We start from the raw sequence: 20,679 nt of genomic DNA, 5'->3' as shown, positions 1-20,679 counted from the left end.
TTGGGCGCACGTACCAACCGGCGGCCAGTTGATCCACGCGGCAGCCTAGGTGGGCGGAGTGAACGATCCGTTCCACCGCCTCAGCCCGCCGGGTAGTGGCAGATCGTCCCAGGGCACCCGGTGCAGCGCCCGGTCCAGCAGCAGCCCGAGCAGCAGGGCGGCCAGCCCGTCGGTGAGCCAGTGGAAGTTCAGGTAGGTGGTGGTGACCAGCAGGATTGCCGGTGGCGCGTACCGAACCAACCGGTAGAGCCCCACCGGCAGCCGGCCGCCGGTCAGGGCGGCCAGCAGCAGGGCGATCACGCCGTACCAGACGATCGCGTTGGCCACGTGCCCTGACGGGTACGACATCGAGTAGGCGTCCGACGGCAACTGGTTGAAGATCAGCACCGCCTCGTCGAGCGGCAGGAACGGCTCCTTCACCGACGCGGTGGGCGCGGCCCGGTCAGTCCAGAGCTTCAGCGGGCCGATGGTCAGCGTGGTGATCAGGAACGCGCCGACGACAAGCAGGAACGGCCGGACCGTACGCCGACGCCAGGCCACCGCCACCGCCAGCCCGCCGGAGAGCGGCAGCAACAGCCCGCCGCCCTGCCCGAGCAGGTTGAACGCCCGGGCGGTCCAGTACAGCGGGGCGGGGGCGTGCGCGAAGGCCCATTCGCTGACGGCCAGGTCGAGGCGGAGCAGATGGCCGGCGGCGAGCAGGGCGGTAAGCGCCGCGAACCCGGCGAGCAGCAGGGCGTCGAGCCACCAGCCCGCCAGCCGGACCGGGGCCGGGCGCAGTCTGCGGCGTACCGTCGTCGTTTCCCGCACCCCGATCACGCTACCGGTCGGCACCGGCCGGGCCAGCGCGGTGCTCCGTTGGGCGCTGGTGCGGAGGCCGGTCGGGCGGGATGCGGTGGCGGTGGATGTGGGGCGAGCCACCTGGAGAAGCGGTCCGGCGGCGAAGTTGTCACACTTGGGAACGTGCGGATCACTTCGGCTCTCGTCGACCCGGCGCTGCTCGACCTACCCTGGTCGACACCGCTGGAGGAGTGGCCGGCCGAACACCTGGTCGCCCTGCCGCAGGGCATCTCCCGGCACGTGGTGCGCTTCGTGCAGCTGGGCGGGTACGTCTACGCGGTCAAGGAGACCGGCGAGCGGGTGGCTGAGCGGGAGTACGACCTGCTGCGTGCCCTGGAACGGATCGACTTCCCGTCGGTGCGCGCGGTGGCGATCGTCGCCGACCGGGAGTCCGACACCGGCGAGCCGCTCGACCCGGTGCTGATCACCCGGCACCTCCAGTTCTCCCTGCCCTACCGGGCGCTCTTCTCCCACACGCTGCGCCCGGAGACGATGGGCCGGCTGCTCGACGCGCTCGCCGCGCTGCTGGTCCGGATGCACCTGACCGGCTTCTTCTGGGGCGACTGTTCGCTCTCCAACACCCTGTTCCGGCGGGACGCCGGCGCCTTTGCCGCGTACCTGGTCGACGCCGAGACCGGGGCGCTGCGCAACCTGCTCTCCAACGGTCAGCGTGGCGAGGACCTGGAGATCGCCCGGGTCAACATCTTCGGCGAGGCGCTGGACCTCCAGGCCGCCGGCCTGCTGCACGAGTCGATCGACCCCGAGGTGGTCTGCGAGGAGGTCGTGCAGCGCTACGAGCGCCTCTGGCACGAGATCACCTACGAGCAGCAAATCGAGCGGGACGCGCGGCACGACATCGAGGGACGCATCCGCCGCCTCAACGAGCTGGGGTTCGACGTGGCCGAGGTGGCCATGTCGACGATCGACAACGGGCGGTACCTGGTCCGCCCGAAGGTGGTCGACGCCGGTTACCACCACCGGCGACTGATCCGGCTGACCGGCCTGGACGCCGAGGAGAACCAGGCCCGCAAGCTGCTCAACGACCTCGACGCGTACCGGGCGGAGAGCGACCTGGTGGACGAGCAGCAGGCCGCCCACCGCTGGCTCACCGAGGTCTTCGAGCCGGTGGTCCGGGCGGTACCGGCACACCTGCGGCGCAAGCTGGAGCCGCAGGAGCTGTTCGCCCAGATCATCGAGCACAAGTGGCTGCTCTCCGAGCGGGCCGGTCGGGACGTCGGGATGCGCCAGGCGGTGCAGTCGTACCTGGCCGACGTGCTTGTGCACCGCCCCGACGAGCAGGCCGTCCTCGGCGTCGAGATGTCGAACAGCTGATCGGCCGCCAGGTCACCGCCCCCGGCGGCCGGCCCGGATCACTCCACCTACCGGTTGGCGCGGGTCACTCCACCCACCGGCCGGCGCGCATCACCTGCACCACGTTCAGGTCGTCGTCGAGCACCACCAGATCGGCGCGCAGACCGGCCTGGAGGGCACCGACCTGGTCACCGATCCCGACGGCCAGGGCCGGGGTGGTGGAGACCATGCGTACCGCGTCGGGCACCGACATGCCGACGGCGACCGCGTGGCGCAGCGCCGCGTCCATGGTGAGGGTGCTGCCGGCGATCGCGCCGTCGCGGGCGAGCCGGGCCACCCCGTCGGCAACGGTCACCGCCTGACCGCCCAGCTCGTACTCGCCGTCCGGCATTCCGGCGGCGGCCATCGCGTCGGTGACCAGCGCGCACCGCTCCGCGCCGGCGGTCGCGACGGCGAAGGTGAGGGTGCCCTCGTGCAGGTGCACCCCGTCCGCGATCAACTCGCAGAACACGTTCGGCGCGGTCAACAGCGCCACCGCCGGCCCCGGGTCCCGGTGGTGCACCGGGCGCATCCCGTTGAACAGGTGGGTGCCCACGCTGGCGCCCGCCGTGATGGCGGCGCAGGTCTGCTCGTACGTGGCGTCGGTGTGACCGACCGCGACCACCACCCCCTGCTCGGTGAGCAGGCCGATGGCCTCGATCGCGCCGGCCCGCTCGGGAGCGAGGGTGACCATCCGGACCGACCCCTCACCGAGCTTGAGCAGCTCGGTCAGCTCGTCGGTGGAGGGGTCGCGGAGGAACTCCGGGTTCTGTGCGCCGCACCGCGCGGCGGAGAGGTACGGCCCCTCGAAGTGGATGCCGGCCAGCACTCCCTCGCGGACCAGCGGGGCGAAGGCCGTGGTGGCCGAGCGCATCAGCTCGAAGGGCGCGCTGACCAGGCTGGCCAGCATGCTTGTGGTGCCGTGGCCCAGGTGGAACCGGGCGGCGGCGCGGGCGGAGTCGGCGTCGCCGGTGGTGAAGGTGTGCCCACCCCCGCCGTGGGTGTGCATGTCCACGAAGCCGGGCACGATCCAGTGGCCGTCGCGGATCGACGGAAATTCGGCGACGGCGCTGATCCGGTCGCCCCTGACCTCGACGCAGCCCTGTCGGATCACCCCGGTCGGGGTCACCACCTTGCCGTTCACCCGAAGGGTCATCTCGTCTCCAGCTGGTCGAGGGCGAGCAGGGCGGCGCCGAGGCATCCGGCCTCGTCGCCGAGGGCGGCCGGGACCAGTCGTGGCTCCCGGTGAAAGGTCAGGCGGTCCCGCAACGCGGTCCGCAGCGGGTCGAACAACCCGGCGCCGGCCTGGGCGAGGCCGCCGCCCAGCACGATCGTCTCCACGTCGAAGAGCGCCTGGCCGGTGGCGAGGCCGTCGGCGAGCGCCGCTACCGCCTCTCGCCAGACCTGGTTGGCGACCTCCTCGCCGGCCGCCGCCCGGGCGGCCACCTGGGCGGCGGTCACCATGGTCCGCCCCGGGACCGCTCCGGCGGCGGACCCATCGTCCGATGTGGTGCCGGCGATTCCGCTGGTGGGGGTGGTGACGGTGAGTTCGGCGTAGCGGCGGGCGACGGCCGAGGCGGAGGCGACCGCCTCCAGGCAGCCCGTCCGCCCGCAACCGCAGACCGGCCCGTCCGGGCGGACCAGGACGTGACCGAGTTCCCCGGCGGCGCCGTGCGCACCGGTGGCGGCCGAGCCGGCCACCACGTGCGCGGCGGCGATGCCGGTGCCGATCGCCACGAAGAGCACGTGCCCGGCGTCGCGACCGGCGCCCAGCCGCGCCTCGGCGAGGCCACCGGCGCGCACGTCGTGGCCGAGCGCCGTGGGCAGGCCGAGCCGCGCGAACGCCAGCTCACGCAGGGGTACGTCCCGGAAGCCGACGTTCGCCGACCAGACCGCGACGCCGCGTGTCTCGTCCACGACGCCCGGCACCACGATGCCGAGCGCGATCGGGTCGAGCCCGTCCGCGCGCGCCTTGCCGGCCAGTCCTTCGGCGACGGTCAGGATGGTCTCGACCACGGCCTCGGGACCGCGGCCGGCGTCGGTGGGGTGCCGTTCGGCGTGCCGCACGGCACCGTCCGGGCCGATAAGCGCGCACTTCATCCCGGTGCCGCCCACGTCCAGCGCGACGGCCACCTGCCCGCCACTCACCAGCGCGTCCCCTGCGGCGTGCCCCGCCGCGAACAGCTCCTGGCGCGGAAGCGCCCCTCCGGGGGCAGATTCGTACCGGTATCTCCTGGCGAGGAACTCACGTGAGCACCACGGAGCGGCTCAGGTGCCGGGGTGCGTCCGGGTCGAGCCCGCGACTGGTCGCCAGGGCGACGGCGAAGCGCTGCGCCAGGATCAGGTCGGCCATCGGGTCGACCGGGGTGCGTCCGGCGGCCCACCGGCCCAGCACGGTGCGGACCCCGTGGGTGCGGCTGTGGGCGAACGCGGCACCGGTGGCGGCGACGTCCTCGGGTAGCCCGTCGGGCAGTTCGCCGAAGGCCCAGACCAGCCGGCCGGGAGCGGCCACGGAGATCGGGCCGTGCCGGTAGTCCATCGCCGGGTACGCCTCGGCCCAGAACGTGGCCGCCTCGCGGCACTTCAGCGCCGCCTCCTGGGCCAGCCCGATCGTCCAGCACCGGCCGAGGAAGGTGACCTGCTCGATCAGGCCCGGGTCGATCGGCAGCGGGGCCCGCACGGCGACCTCCGCGTCGGCGACGAGTGCGGTGATGTTGTCGCCGAGGTGGGCGCGGAGCAGGGCCAGCACGGTGGTGGCGAACCGGGTCTGCACCACCGAACGCTCGTCGGCGAAGGGCAGGGTGACGGCGGCGTCCGCGACACTCACCGCAGCTGAGTCGGGGTCGCCGACCAGCACCGTGGTCGGGGTCCGCCCACGCAGCGCGGTGAGCAGGTCCAGTACCTCGGTCGTGGTGCCGGAGCGGGTGATCGCCAGCAGCCGGTCGTAGCGGCGGCCGGCGGGAAACTCGCTGGCCTGGAAGGCGTCCGTCTCGCCCTGGCCGGCGGCTTCCCGGCGGGCCGCGTATGCCGTCGCCATGAACCAGGACGTGCCGCAGCCGACGACGGCGACCCGTTCGCCGGGGCGGGGCAGCCGGTCGAGCACCGAGGGTGCGACTTCCGCTGCTTGGCGCCAGCAGTCCGGCTGGCTCGCGATCTCCGCGTGGACGTACGCCATGAGAACTCCTCGCCGGGCGGGCCGTTGCGCAATACGGCTCGTTAGTCCCATCTTTCGCGCGTCATTCTGCGTGAAACCGGGTGGAAATAGCAACCGCAGGCGCGATCGCGCAGCGAGAGGTTTTGCCTGATCCTAGTTTCGAGCACTAGTGTGCACGCAACCAATCACCGTACGTGCAGACACGGAGGCCCCGGGGTGGACCGTTACGCGAGGTGGAACGCCCTGCTCGAAATGCTCACCGACTCCGGTCGGGTCACCGTCGAGGAAGCCGCCGAGCGGCTGGACGTCTCCCAGGCCACCATCCGCCGGGACTTCGACCAGCTCGCCCAACAGCAGATGATCACGCGTACCCGGGGTGGCGCGGTCGCCAACGGCGTCTCGTACGACCTGCCGCTGCGGTACAAGACGGCCAAGCGCTCCGCCGAGAAGCAACGGATCGGTGCCGCCGCGGCGGCCCTGGTCTCACCCGGCACGGTGGTCGGTCTCAACGGCGGCACCACCAGCACCGAGGTGGCCCGGGCGCTGGCCGTTCGCCCGGACCTCAACACCAGCGCCGAGGGCGCCCAGCTCACCGTGGTCACCAACGCGCTGAACATCGCCAACGAGCTGCTGGTCCGCTCCCGGATGAAGGTCGTGGTGGCCGGCGGGGTGGTGCGACCCAAGTCGTTCGAGCTGGTCGGGCCGTTGGGCGGGGCGCTGCTGCGCGAGGTCACCCTGGACGTGGCGCTGCTCGGCGTGGACGCGATCGACCCACAGCTCGGCGCCGCCGCCCATCACGAGGGCGAGGCGGCGATGAACAACCTCATGGTCGCCCGGGCCAAACGAGTGGTGATCATCGCCGATTCGTCCAAACTGGGCGGTCACGCCTTCGCCCGGATCTGCCCCGTCGAGCGGGTCGAGACGCTGGTCACCGATTCGGGCGCCGCGCCCGAACTGGTCGCCGCCTTCCGCGCCGCAGGCGTCCACGTCATCTCCGCCTGAGGCGCGCGGAACGGCCCGCTCCGACCCTGCGTCTGACAGTTCGGCTACCCGTTGCGGCGCGTCGATGCATACCGGGTATTGCCTTCCTTTGCATACCGCGTATGGTGTCGTCGTCGCCCACACACCAACGGGGGAGGTGCAGCTTGCCAGCTGTCCTGGAAATCGAAGGTCTACGAAAGACGTACCGCAGCCGACGACGCGGGACCCGCAACGCCCTGGACGGCTTCGACATGAGGGTCGAGGCGGGGCAGGTGCACGGCTTCCTCGGCCCCAACGGGTCGGGAAAGACCACCACCCTGCGTACGCTGCTCGGTCTGATCCGGCCGGACGGCGGCCGGATGGCCATCCTCGGCCACGAGGTGCCGCAGGCGCTGCCCCAGATCGCCGGCCAGGTCGGCGCGATCGTGGAGAGCCCGCAGTTCTTCCCGCACTTCACCGCCCGGGACACCCTTTCGCTGCTGGCCAGTGCCGGCGAGGTGCCGCAGCAGCGGGTCGACGAGGTGCTGGAGCTGGTCGGGCTGCGCGACCGGGCCGGCGAGCGGGTCAAGACGTACTCGCTCGGCATGAAGCAGCGGCTCGCGGTCGCCTCGGCCCTACTGAAGAACCCGCGGCTGCTGATCCTCGACGAGCCGGCCAACGGCCTCGACCCGGGCGGCATCCGGGAGATGCGTACGCTGGTGCGCAACCTCGCCGAATCGGGGATGACCGTGCTGCTCTCCAGCCACATCCTCGGTGAGATCCAGCTGATCTGCGACTCGGTCACCATCATCTCGTTGGGCCGGCGGGTCGCCTTCGGGCCGGTCGACGAGGTGCTGGCGCAGCACTCCACCGGCGCGCTCCGGGTCCGGCTGGAGGCCGTCACGGACCTGCCGGTCGCCGCCGCCGCGCTACAGCGGGCCGGTCACCGGGTGACCTCGAATCCGGATCACCTGATGGTCGCCAACGTGGACAAGCCGGCCACGGTCACCCGGCTCCTGGCCGAGCAGGGCCTCTACGTCAGTGAACTCGCCCCGATCGCGGTCGACCTGGAGAGCGTCTTCCTCGAACTGACAAACACCGCGCCGGTTCCCGGCCAGCACCGGCAGGTCGACCAGTCCGTACGAGTCGATGGGGCGGAACCCTCCGCGCCCACCGGGGGAGGTTGGGGCGCGTGAGTCTCTTCCGTACCGAACTGCGCCGGCTGGCCAAGCGGCGCTTCACCCGCTGGATGACCGTGGGTGGCCTGCTGGTGCTCGCCCTCATCGTGGTGGGCCTGTTCCTCAGCAACCAGAAGATCGGTGCCGACCAGTGGGCCGAGGCGAAGCGCTCCGCCGACCAGCAGCACCAGCAGCAGGTCCAGTGGGCCGAGCAGGAGCGGGCCAACTGCGAGCGGGCGAAGGCGGCGGGCGAGAACGTCGACTACTACCCGCCGGACTGCGCGGAGATCACCCCACCGCCGCGTGAGGAGATCCAGGCGGAGTGGTTCCTGCCGTCGACATTCAACTTCAAGACGAGCTTCGCGGACACGCTGTTCCCGCTGGCGGGCATCCTGGCCATGGTTGGCTTCGTGGTGGGCGCCTCCTTCGTCGGTGCCGAGTGGAACACCGGCGGGATGATGAACCTGCTGTTGTGGCGTCCGAAGCGGTTGACCGTCCTGTTGACCAAGCTGGGGGCGCTGCTCACCGGGCTGCTCGCCCTGGCCCTGCCCGCCACGGTGGCCTGGTTCGGCAGCCTCTGGCTGGTCGCCAACTGGCGCGGCACCACCGAGGGGATGACCTCCGGGACCTGGCAGTCGTTCCTGCTCGCCGGGCTACGTGGCCTCGTGTTGGCGCTGGTCGCGGCGACGATTGGCTTTGCCCTGGCCTCGCTCGGCCGACACACCGCGATGGCGCTCGGCGGGGCGGTGGCGGTTCTGGTGGTCGGCCAGGTCGGTCTCGCAATCCTGCTGGACCTGGCCCAGGTCCGGTTCCCCGAGGCGTGGCTGCTGCCCACGTACGCCTATGCCTGGATGACCAAGACGGTCACCCTTGAGGACTGGCGGTCCTGCCAGGCCACCTATACCGGTGAGTGCAAACCGGCCAGCCTGGACATCACCTGGCAGCACTCTTCGGTGCTGTTCACGGTCGGCGTGGTGCTCTTCCTCGGCGCGGCGCTCTGGACGATGCGCCGCCGCGACATCACCTGAGGGGGGCGTGGGCGCGATCCCTCCCCGGATCGCGCCCACGAGGCGGTGCCGTGACTCAGCCGGCCCGGGGCGGTGGTGCGGACCGTGACCCGGGCCGGCTGTGTCGTGCTCCTGGTGCGGCCGGTGTGACCTGTGGTTAGGCTGGGAAACCCGGTTGGCGTCGCTCCGTGCCGGCCGCCCCTCGTGAGGAGCCCCATGCAGCCCGCCGACGCCACCCCGGCAGCGGAGAACCCCGACGCCCGGGTGCCGGCCGGCACCGGCCCGGACACCGTCGCCGTGCCGCCGCCGAGGTCGGCGCCCGAGGCGGAGTCGAGCGCCGCCCGCCCCGCCCAACCCGTCAGCGGTACGCCGGACGCCGACGCGCCGGACGCCGACGCGCCGGACAGCGGTACGCCGGACGCCGACACGCCGGGCACCGCGCCGACGGGTGACGCCCTCGGCGAGCGGGAGCGGGAGATCCTGGCGTTCGAGCGGCAGTGGTGGCGGCATGCCGGGGCCAAAGAGCAGGCGATCCGGGACCGCTTCGGACTCTCCGCCACCCGGTACTACCAGTTGCTCAACGCGCTGCTGGACAATCCGGCCGCGCTCGCCGCCGATCCGGTGCTGGTCGGCCGACTACTGCGCCTGCGCGCCTCCCGAGCCCGCAACCGCCGCCGCTGACCCCCACCCGCCCCACCCTCGCGTCGCGCCCCCTTGCCCCGAGTTGACCAGGAAGTTTGCATCGAATCCGCCCGGATCAGGACGTAAACTTCTTGATCGACATAGCGAAGCGAGGGAGGGGAGGGGGCGGGGAATTCGGGTAGGCGGGGGTGCGGGGAGGTGGGGTGATGAGCGGAGCGGGAGCGGGCGGCGTTCGAGGGCCGGGGCAGGCGGGACAGGGCTCGGGCCGGGTAGGGGGCGTGGGGCCGCCGGAGGCGGGGTCCGCCGAGCGTCGGCGGGGTGCGGCGGTCGGTGCCGCACCGACCATGCGGGTACGCTCCGCGTCCGCCCCGCCACCCGGGCGTACGGTCAACGAGGACCTGGTGTTCCGCGCCGGCCCGCTGGTCGGGGTGCTGGACGGGGCGACCGTGCCGGAGGGCTTCGACATCGGCTGCGTACACGGGCCGCAGTGGTACGTCCGGCATCTGGCCGCGCGGCTTGGCCTGGCCGAGGCGGCCCGCCCGGCGGCGACGCTGGTGAGCAACTTGGCCGCGGCGATCCTCGCGGTCCGGGCCGACCATGGCGGGCAGTGCGACCTGGACCATCCGGGCACCCCGTCGAGCACGGTCTGCCTGCTGCGTGACGGCGGTGACCAGGTGGACTACCTGGTGCTCTGTGACAGTCCGTTGGTGCTGGAGACGGACGGTCGGATCGACGTGGTCAGCGATGACCGGTTGGCGGTCTCGGCGGCCAGCCTGCGGGCCAGCGCCGCCGAGCTACCCGAGTCGAGCGACCCGGAGACCCGGTTCCGGTACGCCGTCACGGTGCAGCGGCAGTGGATGAACCGTACGCACGGTTACTGGGTGGCCGCCGCCGATCCGGACGCGGCGTACCACGCGGTGGTCGGCACCCTGCCCCTGCGTGGGCCGGACGCGCTGCGGCGCGCGGTGTTGCTCAGCGACGGCGCCTCCGCCGCCGTCGAGGAGTTCGGGCTCTTCGACTGGGCCGGCCTGCTCGACCTGGTGGCCGCCGAAGGTCCGGGTGCCCTCATCGATCGGGTCCGGGCCGCCGAGCGGGACCATCCGGACCGGCTGCGCCGGCACAAGCCGGCCGATGACGCCTCCGCCGTCTACTGCGAGTTCACCCGGTTGGACGACAGCGGAGCGTGAGGAAGGGCACAGTGTGGTCCGACCGGCCGCTCCGGGTGTCCAGAGGTTCCAGTGGTCGCAAACCGGGTGGACTTCGGCTGCGCAGCGCGAAAGACTGCGGCACGTGACGGGTGCAGTGCGGTTGGAGCCGGTGGGCGAGCAGAACCTCGAACCATTGCTCTCCGTAGCGGTAGCCGAGGCAGAACCGGCGGACGTGATGCCGCCGGTGGCGGCACCGGCCGGCTGGTCGCACGCCCGGCGGGAGGCGTTCCGGGAGTTCCATCGGGCGAGCTTCGGCGGCCTCGACGGCCCGGGCGGCACGCAGATGTACGTCATCGTCGCCGGCGGCGAGGTGGTCGGAATGATCCGGATGACCCACAGTGGCGAACCGGCCACGGTGGAGACCGGCATGTGGCTCGGCCGCTCTGCCCGGGGGCAGGGTCTCGGTCCGGCCGCGCTGCGTGAGTTGCTCGATCGTGCGGCGGCGGCCGGAATGCGACGCGTCGTCGCAGAGACGATTTCGGAGAATCGCGGTGCCGTTTCGGTGCTCCGTAAATGCGGCGCCGAATTGCGCGAGGCGGACGGCAAGGTGCGTGCCGAAATATGTCTTGACGATCCGCCTCCCGCGTTCTGATTTCCTCCGGCTCGAACTGACCGGCCCCTGGCCGGCGTACTCCTTTGCCGAGGAGCAGCGATGACCACGACCCTCGCCCCGAACAGCGCCGACGATCCGCTTACTGATGGCGCTGGAAGAACAGATGACCGAACTCCGCGAGTACTTCGGCCTGGCCCCCGAGGACCTCAACCTCGACCTCGGCCCCCTCGGCCCACTACTTTCCCCACGACTGACCCCTACCGCCGCGCCCCGGTCAACCCTGCCCAACCGCGTCTGTCGCCCGGCGGGTGCCATGGCGGTCCGCAGTCCGGCCTTCATCAATGGAGGAATCCATGCGGAGCAACGTCCAGATTCAGCTGCTGCCCTATACGGCTGGTGTCGGGTTCGACGGGAGCTTCGTGATTCTCGACTTTCCGCCGATGCCCGCTCCCTACCCGGACGCAGCCGAGGAACGCATGGTCTACGTCGACACCTTGACCGGGGCGCTCTACCTGGAGCGCCCGGGGGAGATCGCCGCGTACGCCGCCGCACACGAGCAGCTGCAAGCCCTTGCGCTGGCACCCAAGCCAACGCGAGATACGCTGCGTGCGATTGCGGCAGACCTTAACTGTGTTGAGGTTGCCACGCCGCCTCAGGTCGTCAAGGTCCGCGACAGCAAGGACCGGCAGGGTCCGGTGCTGTCCTTCACCGCCGACCAGTGGATCGGCTTTATCGAGGGCATCAAGGCCGGCACGCTCGCAGCCTAAGCGCACGCTCTACCGCCGGAAGCCCGATCTGCCACCTGCTGACTCGGATAAATCCTATGCCCCGTCGTCCTTAGTGTGACCGGCAATAGGGCGGGTCAGGGTACGGGTGTTGGTCCTGTCGAGCTGAGCGCATTGACGGATCGCGGCTTGCCGGCGGGGTGACGGTGGGCGTTGCGTCGTGTGATGGCGTAGACGGCTCAGCTCGACAGGGACCGCGGAAGGGTGTGCCGGCGTCGGGCTGCCCGGCAGTGGGCCGAGCTGTGGGCGGCGGTGAGCGACGCGGGGCGGCGGCGAGACACCACGGACGGCCTATTGCCGGTCGCACTTAGGCTGAAATCGGTCCGGTGCCGTTGTTGTGCCAAGCGGCACCACAAAGCCAATCGGTCAGCTGCGTTGGTCGGCGTAGGCGGCGAGCCAGGCGACCTGGGCCGGGTCCAGGGAGGGGCGGACCCGGGTGCGGGCCGTGGCGACGTGCTCGGCGGTGACCGTGGTGGCGGTCAGCGACTCGCGCATCGCGGCCAGCGCCGCCTCCCGGATCAGGGCCGCGCAGTCGGCGGCGGAGAAGCCGTCCAGCTCCGCGCCGAGCGTGGCGAGGTCGACGTCCTCGGCGAGTGGCACGTTGCGCGCCGAGGCGCGCAGGATCTCGGCCCGGGCCTGCTCGTCCGGCGGTGGCACGTAGACCAGGCGTTCCAGCCGGCCGGGGCGCAGCAGCGCCGGATCGACCAGGTCGGGACGGTTCGTCGCGCCGATCACCACGACGTTGCGTAGCGCCTCCACCCCGTCCAGCTCGGTGAGCAGCGCGGCGACCACCCGGTCGGTGGTGCCGCCGTCGGTGGCTTGGCCGCGGACCGGGGCAAGCGCGTCCACCTCGTCCAGGAAGACCAGGGTGGGTGCGGCCTCCCGGGCCCGGCGGAAGAGTTCGCGGACCGCGCGTTCGCTCTCGCCGACCCATTTGGAGAGCAGTTCGGCGCCCTTGACCGAGAGCACGTTCGCCCGGCCGGTGCCGGCCAGCGCGGTCACCAGGTAGGTCTTGCCGCAGCCCGGTGGTCCGTAGAGCAGCACCCCGCGCGGCGGCTGTACGCCGAGCCGGGCGAACGTGTCCGGGTAGGTCAGCGGCCAGAGCACCGACTCGGTGAGCGTCTGCTTGACCTCGACCAGGTCACCCACGTCGTCGAGGGTCACCCGGGCCAGTTCGAGGGTGGCGGCGGCCATGCTGGTCGGCCGGACCACCTCCAGGGCGGCGGTGAAGTCGTCCATGCGTACCGTCGGATTTTCCGCCGACTTCTGCCGCAGCGCCGCGCGGACGCCGGCCTCGCGGACCAGCGCGGCCAGGTCGGCGGCGACGAACCCGGGGGTACGCCCGGCCACCTCGTCCAGGCGGACGTCCTCGGCGAGCGGGACCGGACGGGTCAGCACGGTCAACTGCTCCCGGCGCAGGGCCGCGTCCGGCAGCGGCACGTCGATCCGCAACGAGAGCAGGTCCGGGGCGCGCAGCGTCGGGTCGACCGCCTCCGACCGGCTGGTGGTGCAGACCACCGCGGCCCCGGCCCGGACGATCTGGGCCAGGCACTGGCGGAACACGGTCGACACCGGGCCGGGGGTGTCCGCCGGGGCCAGCGCCTCCACGTCGGTGACCAGCAGCACGGCCGGCCCGCCGGCGATCACCTCGGCGGTCGCCGCGCGCAGCCGTCCGGCGGCCGAGGAGTTGGTCAGGGCCGCGATCTCGGGCCCCCAGAGCGGGTGCACCCGGGCGCCGACCTGGGCGGCCACCGCGCGGACCAGCGCGGACTTGCCCGAGCCGGCCGGTCCACCGACGAGGACTCCGAGCGCTACCTCGGTGCCCAGCCGGCCCAGCACCTCCCGATGGTGGAAGCCGAGGTCGAGCAGCTCGATCAACTCCTCGGCCTGGGAGCGTAGGCCGGGCAGCTCGTCCACCGAGGGGACGTCCACGGCGTCGCCTGCTCCGGCGAGCGTCTCGGCCTGGTCGCCGGTCAGTCGATCCGTCCCGGCCTGGTCACCGGTCAGCCGGTCCGACTCGGCCAGGCTGGCGTTGCCGCCCGCCCAGCTCTCCGTCGGCCCGCCACCCGGCGGGGCAGCGCCGGCCAGGGCCGCGGCACGGTTGGGCACCGGGCCGGCGGCGCCGTGGGTGGCCGCACCGTGTTCCCAGCCGACGACGGTGTCCATGGTGACCAGCGCACCCGGGTCGGGCTCGACGGCGACCACCCGCAGCAGCGTGCTGGTCCAGGCGTAGCCGACCCGGGTGGCGAGGCTGCGCCGGGCCGCCTCGACCAGGGTGCGCGTCGAGGCGTCCGGCAGGACGTCCTGGGGCAGCAGCGAGACGTCGTCACCGGCGGTGACCACCTTGCCGAGCAGCGCCAACCGGAGCATCTCCGGGGAGACCACCGCGACGATCTCCGCCGGCCCGGCGAGCAGCACGCGGCTGGCGGCGGTCACCGGGGCGGGGCTGACCTGCACCTGCCCGCCGTCGCGTACGCCGAGGTTGCCGAGGATCAGATCATCGGCGTGCAGCAGCCCGGCGCCCGCGCTCGGCTCGGCCGGGGCGACGATGCCGGCGGTCGTCCGCCTGCCGGTGAGCCGGACGGGATCGCCGGGCCGTAGCCCGAGCGCGGTGAGCGCCTCCGGGTGCATCCGGACGATGCCGCGCCGCGCGTCGAGCGCGGCGGGCCGCAGGGTCGCGGTCAGGGTCAGCTCGGGTTCGCCCACCGCCCGACCCTAAACGGCCCGGTCATCCGGCGCGTGGTCAGCCCGCCGGCTGCTCGCCGGTGAGCAGGGACGGGTCGCGTCGGATCAGCTCGGCCAGCCGGGCCGCCGGGTCCGCGTCCAGGCTGTCCTGGCTGGCCGGCCAGCCCGGCACGGTGTTCGCCGACATCGGCCAGGACGGAGGCGGCGCAGCGGGCTGCCCGCTGACCGTGACCTCACCGCCGGACCAGGCCACCCGCAGGTCGTACGCCTGTCCGTCGTGATCGATCCGGGCGGCGACGGTGGTCCCGGGGTGCGCCGCGACGATGGCCCGCAGCGCTTCGGCGGCCTCCTCCAGTACGTGGCGCTGCGGTGCGTCGTAGCCCGACTCGCGAACCCAACCGGGTCCCGCGTTACGGCTGTCTACCCGACCCGACCCGGCGTCGGTCCGGCTGAGCTCGGCATCGGCCCGGCCCAAACCGGCATCGGCCCGGCTCGTGCCGTCGCCCCGGCCCGGGTCGCCGAACTGGCTCACCGGCATACCGAGCTGGTCCGTCGGCGCGTCGCTCCGGTCGTCGGTCGCCCCGGTCGACTCCCCGGCCCGCCGGCGCAGCGCCTCCTCGCGCCGGCGCATCCTGGCCAGAGTCTCGTCCAGTCCACCCCTCATCCGCCCCACCCCTTCCCACGAGGGCCGTGAGCCGGTCGGCTCAGGCCCGTTTGTCCCGGGTGGCCCGGTCCAGCGCGCGGTCCAGGACGACCAACAGGGCGTCCCGCACCGAGAGCCGGTCCCGGGCGTCGAACTGCACCAGAGGTACATGGTCGCCGATGGCCAGCGCCCATCGGATCGCACCGAGGTCGTGCGCCAACCGTCCGTCGAAGGCGTTCACGCCGACCACGAAGGGAAGTCCCGCGCGTTCGAAGAAGTCGATCGCGGCGTAGCAGTCGTCCAGCCGGGCGCTGTCGACCACCACCAGCGCGCCGAGCGCGCCCCGGGCCAGGTCGTCCCACATGAAGCCGAACCGGGACTGGCCCGGCGTGCCGAACAGGTACAGCTTCAGGCTGCGGTCGATGGTGACGCAGCCGAAGTCCATCGCGACAGTGGTGGTGGTCTTGTCCGAGCGTTGTCCCGGATCGTCGACGCCGATTCCGGCGATCGTCATCTCCGCCTCGGTGGTCAGCGGCACGATCTCCGAGATCGAGGCGACGGTGGTCGTCTTGCCGACGCCGAAGCCGCCGGCAATCAGGATCTTGACCGGGATCGGCGGCTTGACGCGCGGCGGGTGGGTTCCGGCGGGCGTGGTGGCCGGCGGCCGGTACGGCGGCGGGGCCGCCGGGTACTGGGGCGGCGGGGGCGGTACCGGGCCGCCGTAGCGGGCCGCGGCGCTGTTGCCGGCGAGCGCGCCCGCCGGGGCGACCGGCCAGTCAGGAGATTGCACGGAGTCCATCAATCACTCGCAGGATGATGTCGGGATCGAGGGCGTCGTCGGTGTCCGTGACGTGCACGTCCAGGTGGCCGGCGGCGCGCAGGTCGCCCACCAGAACCCGGGTCACACCGAACTGCAACCGGGTCTTGGCGGAGATCTCGGCGACCGAGATGGGCTCACCGCAGAGCGCCACGATGGCCTGGAGTTCCGGGGCGAGCCGGGCCGCCGTGAGGTGCCACGGTTCGGTGGTCGGCCGGGCGGTCACCTGGGTTTCCAGGCCGATCGTCGGGTCGGCGCCGGCCACCCGGCCGGCGGTGAGCACGAACGGGCGCGGTCCGGTCGGCCCGGCCGTCTCGGGCTCCGAATCGACCGCCGCCGCCGGTGCGTCCGCCGGACCGGCGGTGCCGGTCGGAGCGGACTCGCGCAGGTAGGGCCGGATCCGGACCACCGGCTCCTGTTCCGCACCGGCGGCGTCGGGATTCATTGCTGTACTGAATTCTTGAGTTCGGCGATCAGGCGCGGGGTGAGCGCACTACCGGCGCGACCAGCGAAGAGCGTCATCTCGTAGGCGACGGTGCCCAGGTTGGCCGACCGGTCGGCTACCACGCCGAGCACCGAGCCACTGCTGATCGCGCTGATCAGCAGATACCCCTCGGCCATGTCCACCACGACCCGGTTCAGCCCGCCCAGCGCGTACCAGCTGGCGGCGCCGCCGGCCAGGCTCGTCATGCCGGAGACGACCGCAGCGAGCCGCTCGGCGTTGGACCGGTCCTTGATCGCGGACATGGCCATCAGCAGGCCGTCCGAGGACACGGCGATCGCCTCCAGGACCCCTGCCGTGCTTGACGTGAAGGAGTCCAGCAGCCAGTTGAAGGTGCGGGCCTCGGGGCTGAGGTCGCCGGCCGGGTGGCCCTGGTGGTCGAGGTTCTCGTGAACGTGCGGGCTGGTCAACGTGGCGTTCCTTCTTCGTCGCTGTGGTCGGGACGGACATCGCGCAGAGCCCGGGCGACACCCGTCTCGAACGCGTTCATGAGATCGCGTACCTCGGTGGGGTCGCCGGGGTTGGGCGCGATCGTCTGCCGGGACGGCGCGGTGACCAGGTTCGCGCCGGGCACCCGCCGGGTCAGCTGGGCCGGCGCTCCGGACGGTGCCGGCTCGACCGGCTGCGGGACGGCACCGCCCTGGCGCTGCTCGGCCCGGCGTACCCCGGACTCGAACTGCTCGACGAGCGCCCGGGCGGCCATCGGGTCGGCGCCCGTGGCGTCGACCGGGGCCACCGGCGGCGCGTTCCTGGGCAGGCTGGCACCGGGAACCCGCTGCCGGATCCCGGGCACCGGGACCGGCGGGTCGGTCGGCGTCGGCGGGGGTTGCGGGACCCGGGCCCGGGCCGAGTGGGTTCCGCCCGCCGGTTTCTCCTCGGCCGGCGGAGCGGTACCCGCCGCAGTGGCGAAGGCGTCCCAGGACTCGGCCAGCTCCATGCTCGCGGTGGCCCGGGTCAGCAGCCTGGGGTCGAAGCCGGGCTGTTCCGACGGGTCGGCGACCGGCCGGGCCGGGCCGCCGACCACAAGCGGTGCGCCGGTGACCCCGGTGGCGGCCTCGGGTCCCGGTTGGGCCGGGACGGCCGGGCCGTGCTCGATGACCGGCGCGGGTTGGCTCCGGTGCGGCAGGGCGGGCTGGGGTACGGGCGGGGCGAGCACGGCGCCGCCCCGACCGGGCACCCCGATCACCAGGGACGACCGGGCAATCAGCAGGGTGGCGGTGACGCCGCCACCGGGAGTCGCCTGTAGGGAGACCGCCCAGCCGTGCCGGCGGGCCAGCCGGCCCACCACGAAGAGGCCGAGCACCTCGGTCGGGGCGAGGTCGAGCCGTTCCCGGCGGGTGAGCCGGGCGTTCTCGTCGGCCAGCCGCGCCTCGGTCATGCCGATGCCGTGGTCCACAACTGTCAACTCGACGCCGTCGTCGGTGAGTTCGCCGCCGACCACGACCCGGGTGTGTGGCGGCGAGAAGACTGTGGCGTTCTCCATCAGCTCGGCCAGCGCCAGCACCAGGTCACCGATGATCGCCGGCATGGCGGCGACGTCGGTCGGCACCCGTACGTCGACCCGGGTGTAGTCCTCGATCTCACCGAGGGCGAGCCGGACCACGTCGGTAAGCGAGACCGGCGCGACGTGCGCGACGTCGCCGGCCGCGCCGGAGAGCACCACCAGGTTGCCGGCGTTGCGGCGCAACCGGCTGGAGATGTGGTCGAGCCGGTACAGGCTCTCCAACAGGCCCGGGTCGGTCTCCTGCTGCTCCAGCCGGTCGATCAGGGCGATCTGCCGGCCGACCAGGTTCTGGGTACGCCGACCGACGTGGCCGAACATCTGCGCCACGTTGCGCCGGCTCGCCACCTGCCGTTCCACCAGCCGGGCGGCGGTGTTCTGCACCCGTTCGAAGGCCCGGGCCAGGTCGCCGATCTCGTCCCGGGCACGCACGTCGACCCGGTCGAGGCGGATCGGTTGGGCGCTCTCCGTCTCGTCGTCGGCGACCCGGACCAGCTCGGATTCGGCGACCCGGGCGACCCGGTCGGCGGAGCGGGTGAGCCGGGTCAGCGGTCGGGCCACCGTCCGGCCGATGACCACCGTCAGCAGGATGACGGCGATCAGGATGAGCAGGACCAGTCCGGTCACCCAGTACGCCGCGACGAGGGCGGCCCGCCGTTCGTCGCGTACTTCGGCGGTGACGTCGGCGACCAGCTTCTTCTCCACGAACTGGCCCAGGGTGATCAGCGAGGAGATGCTCGGGAAGAGCGCTTCGAGGGGTACGTCGGCAAGGGCGGTGACCGGGTCCAGGGCGCTCTGGTCCAGGAACCCGGGTCCGGTCCGGGCGTCCAGCGCGATCTGCTCGATGTCCATCAGGGCCAGCTGTGCCGGGGTGATCAGCCCGAGCACCTGGTCACTCTCGGAGAGCAGGGTGGCCATGTTGGCCACGAAGGCGCTGGCGAGCTGCTGGTTCGGCTCCGCCGCGAGCAGGACGAGCAGGGCGGCACCGCTGGACAGCCCCTCGCTCTTGCGCAGGATCCGGTCCAACGCCAGCACCTGGCGACCGGCCGAGGTACGGGTGTCCACGTCGTAGGGCAGGCGCAACGAATTGATCAGAGCGAGGTGGACCGGACCGTAGCTGCCGATGATCCGTTCTGGATCGACCCGGCCGGCCAGGGCCGCCGTCCGGAGCCCGGCCAGCTGCTTGACCTCGTTGAGGGCCTTGTCCACCTCGGCCGGCAGGTCGGCGCCGAACTCGGCCCGGAGGTCGACGATCCGGTCGTCCACCTCCGCGATCTCCTGGGTCAGCTCGCTGCGGTCGACCTGGCCGAGGAGCAGACCGACGGTGAGCATCCGTTCGCGCTGCAGATGCTGCAACAGGGTGCCGACCCGGCTGGCGACCTGCACGGTGTCGGCGGTGTCGGCGGCCCGCTGCGCCACGCCGATGCGCTCGACCACCACCGGAAGCGTCAGCCCGAGCATGCAGAGCAGCGGAATGAGTACCAGCAGGGCGAGCTTGCCCCGGATCCGGAGCCTACCGAGCAGCATCGAAGGGCCTCCACCGCTCCGGTTCGCGAACCTGCCCGGCCGGCTGGAGCGTCGGCAGCTGCTCGCCCGGCGGCCGGAGGGTCGCCGGTTCCCACCGGTCGCCGGCCGGCCGGTCCGGCTCCGGGCGCCCGGCTTCCGGGCCGGTCGGGTCGTCGACGGCCGGGGTGTCCCGTGGCCGAGACAGCAAATTGCTCATGGCCAGGACGATTAGTAGCAGCACCGCGAGGACGCCCGCGCCCAGGATCAGCAGCGCATCCCGGTTCAGCCGGTCGATTCGGTCCGCCAGCAACCTGTCGATCTCGTCGAGCAGGACCGGCTGGAGCTGCTTGGCTGCCTGCTGGGCCTGGTTCCGGGCGTCGGTGAGTGCGGCGCTGTCCACCGCGCCACTCCGGTTCGGCAGTGCGAGCAGCGCCATCGTCTCGACCGCCCGCTGATAGGCGTCGAAGGGGTTGAGCACGTTCGCGCCCAGCTCCGCGTTCTCCGAACTCTCCACCACCGCCCGCAGGTTGTTGACCAGGTCCCGGGCCGGTTGCAGCGCGGCGAACCGGAGGGCGGCCAGCTCCATCAGGGAGCGGACCTGCTCGGCGGCGGGACGCCGCTCGATCAGTACGGCCAGGTCGGTGAGTCGCCCGGCCGCGATCAACGCCTCCGGCATCTCCTCACCGACGCCGTCCTGGAGGTAGTACGAGTCGGCATCGGCGTCCCGGATCAGCCCTGAGCTCTCCCGGGCCTTGCCGTACAGGGCCAGCAGCAGGTCGGTGACCTCGCCGTACGCGGCGAAGGCGGCCTCCGGGTCGGTCAGCGACCGCTCGGGCAGCGCCTCCAGCTTCGCGCGTATCCCGGCCCACCGTTCGCTGGTGCGCAACTCGCCGCCGATCCGGGCGTCCACCGCGGCGGCCTGCTCGACCGCCTGGTCCAGGCCCTCCCTGGGCAGCGGGCGCCGGGCGACGGCGGCGCTCTGCGCGTTCACAAGCGCCTCGGTGACCGGACCGAGGGCCCGGAGATACTCGACGCCGAGCTGTTCGCGCGTCAGTACGTCGCGGTCGGCGTCGACGGAGCGGTGGGCCTGTATGACGAGGAACGCCACCGGCAAGAGCAGCACGGTGGCGAGTAGCAGCGGCAACAGCCGACCCGGTGTGCGGGGCCGGCGACGGACCCGCGACGCGGGAACGGTCATGGTTGTCTCCTCCGGCGGTGACGCAGGTTCTGCGGGCGGCGTCGACGAGCCGGTCCCGTGCGCCGGACCGGAAAACTAACTGAACCAGGATCGTCGGGTGCCAGTCTGCGGGGTCAGATTTGCGTCACTTCGAGCGATGTGACGGGTGGCCGA

At 72.5% G+C, this 20,679-nt stretch carries 19 protein-coding genes and 1 pseudogene; 9 read left to right on the top strand and 11 right to left on the bottom strand.

Annotated features, from left to right (window positions below):
* Positions 1–45: 45 nt before the first annotated feature.
* Positions 46–777: a phosphatase PAP2 family protein gene (locus AC507J_RS15210; protein ID WP_496289817.1), complete on the bottom strand. Its 732-nt coding sequence runs from the start codon at positions 775–777 to the stop codon at positions 46–48.
* Positions 778–960: 183 nt separating this feature from the next.
* Here AC507J_RS15210 and AC507J_RS15205 point away from each other — a divergent pair, with 183 nt between their 5' ends.
* Positions 961–2,169 carry a DUF4032 domain-containing protein gene (locus AC507J_RS15205; protein WP_496289797.1) on the top strand — a complete coding sequence of 403 codons (1,209 nt, stop codon included), beginning with the start codon at positions 961–963 and terminating at the stop codon, positions 2,167–2,169.
* Between the two features lie 64 nt (positions 2,170–2,233).
* Here AC507J_RS15205 and nagA read toward each other — a convergent pair whose 3' ends face one another.
* The 3 genes from nagA to AC507J_RS15190 all read right to left on the bottom strand — a co-directional run bounded on the left by nagA (position 2,234) and on the right by AC507J_RS15190 (position 5,362).
* Positions 2,234–3,343, bottom strand: coding sequence for an N-acetylglucosamine-6-phosphate deacetylase (nagA, locus tag AC507J_RS15200; protein WP_496289796.1), 1,110 nt, complete (start codon positions 3,341–3,343; stop codon positions 2,234–2,236).
* A complete protein-coding gene (locus AC507J_RS15195) occupies positions 3,340–4,287 on the bottom strand; it encodes an ROK family protein (RefSeq protein ID WP_496289816.1) in 948 nt (315 codons plus the stop codon). The genes nagA and AC507J_RS15195 overlap by 4 nt, the downstream gene beginning before the upstream one ends.
* A gap of 145 nt (positions 4,288–4,432) precedes the next feature.
* The gene (locus tag AC507J_RS15190; protein WP_496289795.1) at positions 4,433–5,362 is read right to left on the bottom strand and encodes an SIS domain-containing protein; all 930 of its coding nucleotides are present in this window, start codon (positions 5,360–5,362) and stop codon (positions 4,433–4,435) included.
* A gap of 195 nt (positions 5,363–5,557) precedes the next feature.
* On the opposite strand from AC507J_RS15190, the gene AC507J_RS15185 reads away from it, so the two are divergent.
* From AC507J_RS15185 to AC507J_RS15150, 8 genes and pseudogenes are all read left to right on the top strand, one after another.
* Entirely contained in the window at positions 5,558–6,343 is a 786-nt protein-coding gene (locus AC507J_RS15185; protein ID WP_496289794.1) for a DeoR/GlpR family DNA-binding transcription regulator, read from the top strand.
* A gap of 143 nt (positions 6,344–6,486) precedes the next feature.
* Positions 6,487–7,497: an ATP-binding cassette domain-containing protein gene (locus AC507J_RS15180; RefSeq protein ID WP_496289793.1), complete on the top strand. Its 1,011-nt coding sequence runs from the start codon at positions 6,487–6,489 to the stop codon at positions 7,495–7,497.
* Positions 7,494–8,507, top strand: a complete 1,014-nt coding sequence (locus AC507J_RS15175) for an ABC transporter permease subunit (RefSeq protein ID WP_496289792.1) — start codon at positions 7,494–7,496, stop codon at positions 8,505–8,507. The genes AC507J_RS15180 and AC507J_RS15175 overlap by 4 nt, the downstream gene beginning before the upstream one ends.
* A 195-nt stretch (positions 8,508–8,702) precedes the next feature.
* Complete coding sequence (locus AC507J_RS15170) at positions 8,703–9,167, top strand: DUF3263 domain-containing protein (RefSeq protein WP_496289791.1); 465 nt, start codon at positions 8,703–8,705, stop codon at positions 9,165–9,167.
* A 167-nt stretch (positions 9,168–9,334) separates the two neighbouring features.
* Positions 9,335–10,315, top strand: a complete 981-nt coding sequence (locus tag AC507J_RS15165) for a hypothetical protein (protein ID WP_496289790.1) — start codon at positions 9,335–9,337, stop codon at positions 10,313–10,315.
* A gap of 103 nt (positions 10,316–10,418) precedes the next feature.
* The gene (locus AC507J_RS15160) at positions 10,419–10,928 is read left to right on the top strand and encodes a GNAT family N-acetyltransferase (RefSeq protein WP_496289789.1); all 510 of its coding nucleotides are present in this window, start codon (positions 10,419–10,421) and stop codon (positions 10,926–10,928) included.
* A gap of 106 nt (positions 10,929–11,034) precedes the next feature.
* Positions 11,035–11,118: pseudogene (gene gvpK / locus AC507J_RS15155) on the top strand (gas vesicle protein GvpK); the annotation flags it as partial.
* Between the two features lie 124 nt (positions 11,119–11,242).
* Entirely contained in the window at positions 11,243–11,656 is a 414-nt protein-coding gene (locus tag AC507J_RS15150; protein ID WP_496289788.1) for a DUF397 domain-containing protein, read from the top strand.
* 384 nt (positions 11,657–12,040) lie between these two features.
* Here the strand turns inward: AC507J_RS15150 and AC507J_RS15145 are convergent, their stop codons facing one another.
* Genes AC507J_RS15145 through AC507J_RS15115 form a run of 7 tightly spaced genes read right to left on the bottom strand, consistent with a single transcriptional unit; the run spans position 12,041 to position 20,526 of the window.
* Entirely contained in the window at positions 12,041–14,380 is a 2,340-nt protein-coding gene (locus AC507J_RS15145) for an AAA family ATPase (protein ID WP_496289787.1), read from the bottom strand.
* 37 nt (positions 14,381–14,417) lie between these two features.
* Positions 14,418–15,023: a hypothetical protein gene (locus tag AC507J_RS15140; protein ID WP_496289786.1), complete on the bottom strand. Its 606-nt coding sequence runs from the start codon at positions 15,021–15,023 to the stop codon at positions 14,418–14,420.
* A gap of 40 nt (positions 15,024–15,063) precedes the next feature.
* On the bottom strand, positions 15,064–15,801 hold the full coding sequence (locus AC507J_RS15135) for a GTP-binding protein (protein WP_496289785.1): 738 nt from the start codon (positions 15,799–15,801) through the stop codon (positions 15,064–15,066).
* Positions 15,779–16,264, bottom strand: a complete 486-nt coding sequence (locus AC507J_RS15130; protein WP_496289784.1) for a DUF742 domain-containing protein — start codon at positions 16,262–16,264, stop codon at positions 15,779–15,781. The genes AC507J_RS15135 and AC507J_RS15130 overlap by 23 nt, the downstream gene beginning before the upstream one ends.
* A complete protein-coding gene (locus AC507J_RS15125; protein ID WP_496289783.1) occupies positions 16,261–16,731 on the bottom strand; it encodes a roadblock/LC7 domain-containing protein in 471 nt (156 codons plus the stop codon). The genes AC507J_RS15130 and AC507J_RS15125 overlap by 4 nt, the downstream gene beginning before the upstream one ends.
* A complete protein-coding gene (locus AC507J_RS15120; RefSeq protein WP_496289782.1) occupies positions 16,728–19,349 on the bottom strand; it encodes a sensor histidine kinase in 2,622 nt (873 codons plus the stop codon). Before AC507J_RS15120 ends, AC507J_RS15125 begins: the two co-directional genes overlap by 4 nt.
* On the bottom strand, positions 19,336–20,526 hold the full coding sequence (locus tag AC507J_RS15115; RefSeq protein ID WP_496289781.1) for a hypothetical protein: 1,191 nt from the start codon (positions 20,524–20,526) through the stop codon (positions 19,336–19,338). The genes AC507J_RS15120 and AC507J_RS15115 overlap by 14 nt, the downstream gene beginning before the upstream one ends.
* Between the last annotated feature and the right edge of the window lie 153 nt (positions 20,527–20,679).

The sequence above is a fragment of the Micromonospora sp. PRAS1 genome, from assembly GCF_059553435.1.
This window is presented reverse-complemented; position numbering and strand designations above follow the sequence as displayed.